General features: G+C 69.6%; 3 protein-coding genes. All 3 read left to right on the top strand.

From position 1 onward, the window contains the following. Positions 1–184: 184 nt before the first annotated feature. On the top strand, positions 185–601 hold the full coding sequence (locus tag Cco03nite_RS41700; RefSeq protein ID WP_203699585.1) for a helix-turn-helix domain-containing protein: 417 nt from the start codon (positions 185–187) through the stop codon (positions 599–601). A 131-nt stretch (positions 602–732) separates the two neighbouring features. Then, complete coding sequence (locus tag Cco03nite_RS41695) at positions 733–2,196, top strand: APC family permease (RefSeq protein ID WP_373314464.1); 1,464 nt, start codon at positions 733–735, stop codon at positions 2,194–2,196. Then, on the top strand, positions 2,193–3,197 hold the full coding sequence (locus Cco03nite_RS41690; protein WP_203699583.1) for an acetamidase/formamidase family protein: 1,005 nt from the start codon (positions 2,193–2,195) through the stop codon (positions 3,195–3,197). Before Cco03nite_RS41695 ends, Cco03nite_RS41690 begins: the two co-directional genes overlap by 4 nt. Positions 3,198–3,237: the final 40 nt, after the last annotated feature.

The raw sequence follows: 3,237 nt of genomic DNA, 5'->3' as shown, positions 1-3,237 counted from the left end.
ACGAAACAGGAAGACCCGAGGGCGACCAAGGGAGTCCTCGTCCTTTAGGGCGGGGAGCACGTCAAGCGTATTCATGCATGGACGACCGCCTGTCGGTGTTGTTTACTGTCTCGTGTTTTCAGCCGCGCGGGGTGGGAGCGGTACGGTACGTCCTTTGTGGACACTGACCCCTCGGAGGCGGGGCATGACCGAGCCCTTGACGGGCCGCGCGCAGGCATCGGCGGCCAGGGACTTCGCGGCGCAACTGCGCTGGTGGCGTGGCGTACGCGGGTATTCGCAGGGCCGGCTGGCGCAGCGTATGCCGCACAGTGAGGCGATGATCGCCAAGGTCGAGTCGGGCGAGCGCTGGCCGACCGAGGACCTGGCGCGCCGCTGTGACGAGGTGCTGCAGACCGGCGGCCTGCTGTCGGGCATCTACCCGGCGGTGCGGGCCGAGCAGCAGGCCAGCGACGGGCGGCGACGGCGGCGCAAGGAGGCCGGGGACGCGTCGGTCGACGACGCGCGGCGGCTGCTGACGATGGTGCTGGCCGATACGAATCTGTCGGCGACTCACCCGTTCGTCCGGGACGCGCTGGCCGCATTGGACGGTCCGGACAACTAGCCGGTGGGAGTACTTGTCCGGAGCTCACATCTACCCGGCGGGTCGGCGGTACTCGCCAATGAGACGTTGGCGTGTGCGTCGCGCCACTCTACGTCGAACATCAGATGACAACTGGAGGCTCGGTAATGTCCGTGCTCACGCCTTCCACGGCGGCCACGGGGGACGCGGCCACACCGGCCGGTGACCCCGAGCTCAGCAAGTTCGGCTACACCCCCCAGCTACGCCGCTCGCTCAGCTTCACCGACCTGCTGTTCTACGGCCTGATCTACATGGTGCCGATCGCACCGTTCGCGATCTTCGGCTCGGTCTACGCGGCCTCGCAGGGCATGGTGGCGCTGGCGTACATCGCCGGCCTGGTCGTGATGCTGTTCACCGCCTCGTCGTACGCGCAGATGGTCAAGGCGTTCCCGATCGCCGGGTCCGTCTACAACTACGCGGGCCGCGGGATCGCCGCGCCGGTCGGCTTCATCGCCGGCTGGGCCATCATGCTGGACTACTTCCTGGTTCCGGGCCTGCTCTACCTGGTCGCGTCGGTCACCATCGAGGCGGCGGTGCCGTCGGTGTCGGCGTGGATCTGGCTGGTCGGCTTCGTCGCCATCAACGCCGTGATCAACTACTTCGGGATCCGGCTCACCGCCGTCGCCATCAACATCATGATCGCCGGTGAGCTCATCGTCCTCGGCATCTTCCTGGTCATGGGCATCATCGGCCTGGCCGACGGGCGCGGCAACGGCGACTGGACCAGCGCGTTCTTCAACTCCGACAACTTCAGCTTCGGCATCGTGCTCGGCTCGGTGTCGGTCGCCGCGCTCAGCTTCCTGGGCTTCGACGGCATCTCGATGCTGGCCGAGGAGAGCAAGGGCGGCGCCCGCCAGGTCGGCCGCGCCATGGCCGTCGTGCTGCTGCTCGCCGGTCTGATCTTCATCGCGCAGACCTGGGTCGCGTCGCTGTTCGTCACCGACCCGGCCGCCCTGATCGGCGGCGACGCCGCGACCGTCGGCAACGCCTTCTACGCCGCCGCCGAGGTCGCCGCGGGCGCGCCGTGGCTGGCCACGCTGTGCCTGGTCGCCACCGCGATCGCCTGGGGCCTGCCCGACTCGATGGTCGCCCAGACCGCCCTGTCGCGTCTGCTGTTCGCGATGGCCCGCGACAAGCAGCTGCCGAAGTTCCTGGCCAAGGTGTCCAGCAAGCACGCCTCGCCGGTCAACGCGGTCCTGTTCACCGCGCTGGTCTCGCTGGCCATCTCCGGCACCGCGCTGTACTACCTCACCGAGAAGGGCGAGGACACCATCACGCTGATCGCCACCATGGTGAACTTCGGCGCGATGGTCGCCTGGCTGGCGCTGCACGCCGCGGTCATCTGGCACTACGTGGTGCGCAACGGCAGCCGCAACTGGCTGCTGCACCTGGTCGTGCCGCTGGTCGGCGCCGGCCTGCTGATCGCGGTGCTCATCAACATGAAGCTCTACACCCAGATCACCGGCTTCATCTGGATCGGCCTCGGCCTGCTCGCGCTCGGCGTGCTGTACGCGATGGGCCGCGCCCCGAAGCTGTCCGGCGTCGGCGGCAACGACACCGACGTGGACGTCGCGTGAGCGAGTACATCGAGTTCGACCCGACCCCGGAGCAGCTGGCGTACACCTTCGGGCCCAACCCGCCGGTGGCGAAGGTCCGCCCCGGGGACGTGCTCAAGATCCGCACCGAGGACTGCTTCGGCGGCGCGGTCCGGGGATTCGGCGACCTGCCCTCGCAGGTCTGCCGGTTCCCGTACCTCAACCCGGTCACCGGCCCCTTCTTCGTCGAAGGGGCCGAGCCGGGCGACACCCTGGCGCTGCACTTCGTGTCCATCACCCCGGCCCGCGACTGGGCCGTGTCCAGCACCTTCCCGCACTTCGGCGCGCTCACCTCGACGTCGCACACCGCGACCCTGCAGCCGCCGCTGGAGGAGCGGGTCTGGGTGTACGACATCGACCTCGCCGCGGGCGTCGCCCGCTACAGCGCCCGCAACTCGGACTTCACGGTGGACCTGCCGCTGGACCCGATGCACGGCACCGTCGGCGTCGCGCCGGGCGCGTTCGAGGCCCGGATGACGATCACGCCCGACGCGCACGGCGGCAACATGGACACCCCGGAACTGCGCGCCGGGGTGACCGCCTACTTCGGCGTCAACGTCGAAGGCGCGCTGTTCGCCGTCGGTGACGGCCACGCCCGCCAGGGCCAGGGCGAGGTGTCCGGCGTCGCGGTCGAGGCCGCGATGGAGACCGTGCTCGTCGTCGACCTGATCAAGGGCGTCGGCACGCCGTGGCCGCGGCTGGAGTCCGACACGCACCTCATGGCGACCGGCTCGGCCCGGCCGCTGGAGGACGCGTTCCGGATCAGCCAGCACGACCTGGTCACCTGGGTGTCCGAGCTGACCGGGCTCGACCTGCTCGACTCGCTGCAGCTGGTCAGCCAGGCCGGGGAGGCGCCCGTCGGCAACGTCTGCGACACCAACTACACCATGGTCGCCAAGGTGGCCAAGGCGTACCTGGGGCGCGCCGGCGCGTACGACGGGGTCCACGCCCGGCTCAAGGCGCTGGGCGCGGCATACCGGTAACGAACGACAGAACAGGCGGCGTGGCCGGAGCGGTGCTCCG

The organism is Catellatospora coxensis (assembly GCF_016862635.1).
Lineage (GTDB): Bacteria > Actinomycetota > Actinomycetes > Mycobacteriales > Micromonosporaceae > Catellatospora > Catellatospora coxensis.
The sequence above is the reverse complement of the archived record's forward strand: the minus strand, read 5'-3'. Positions and strand labels throughout refer to the sequence as shown.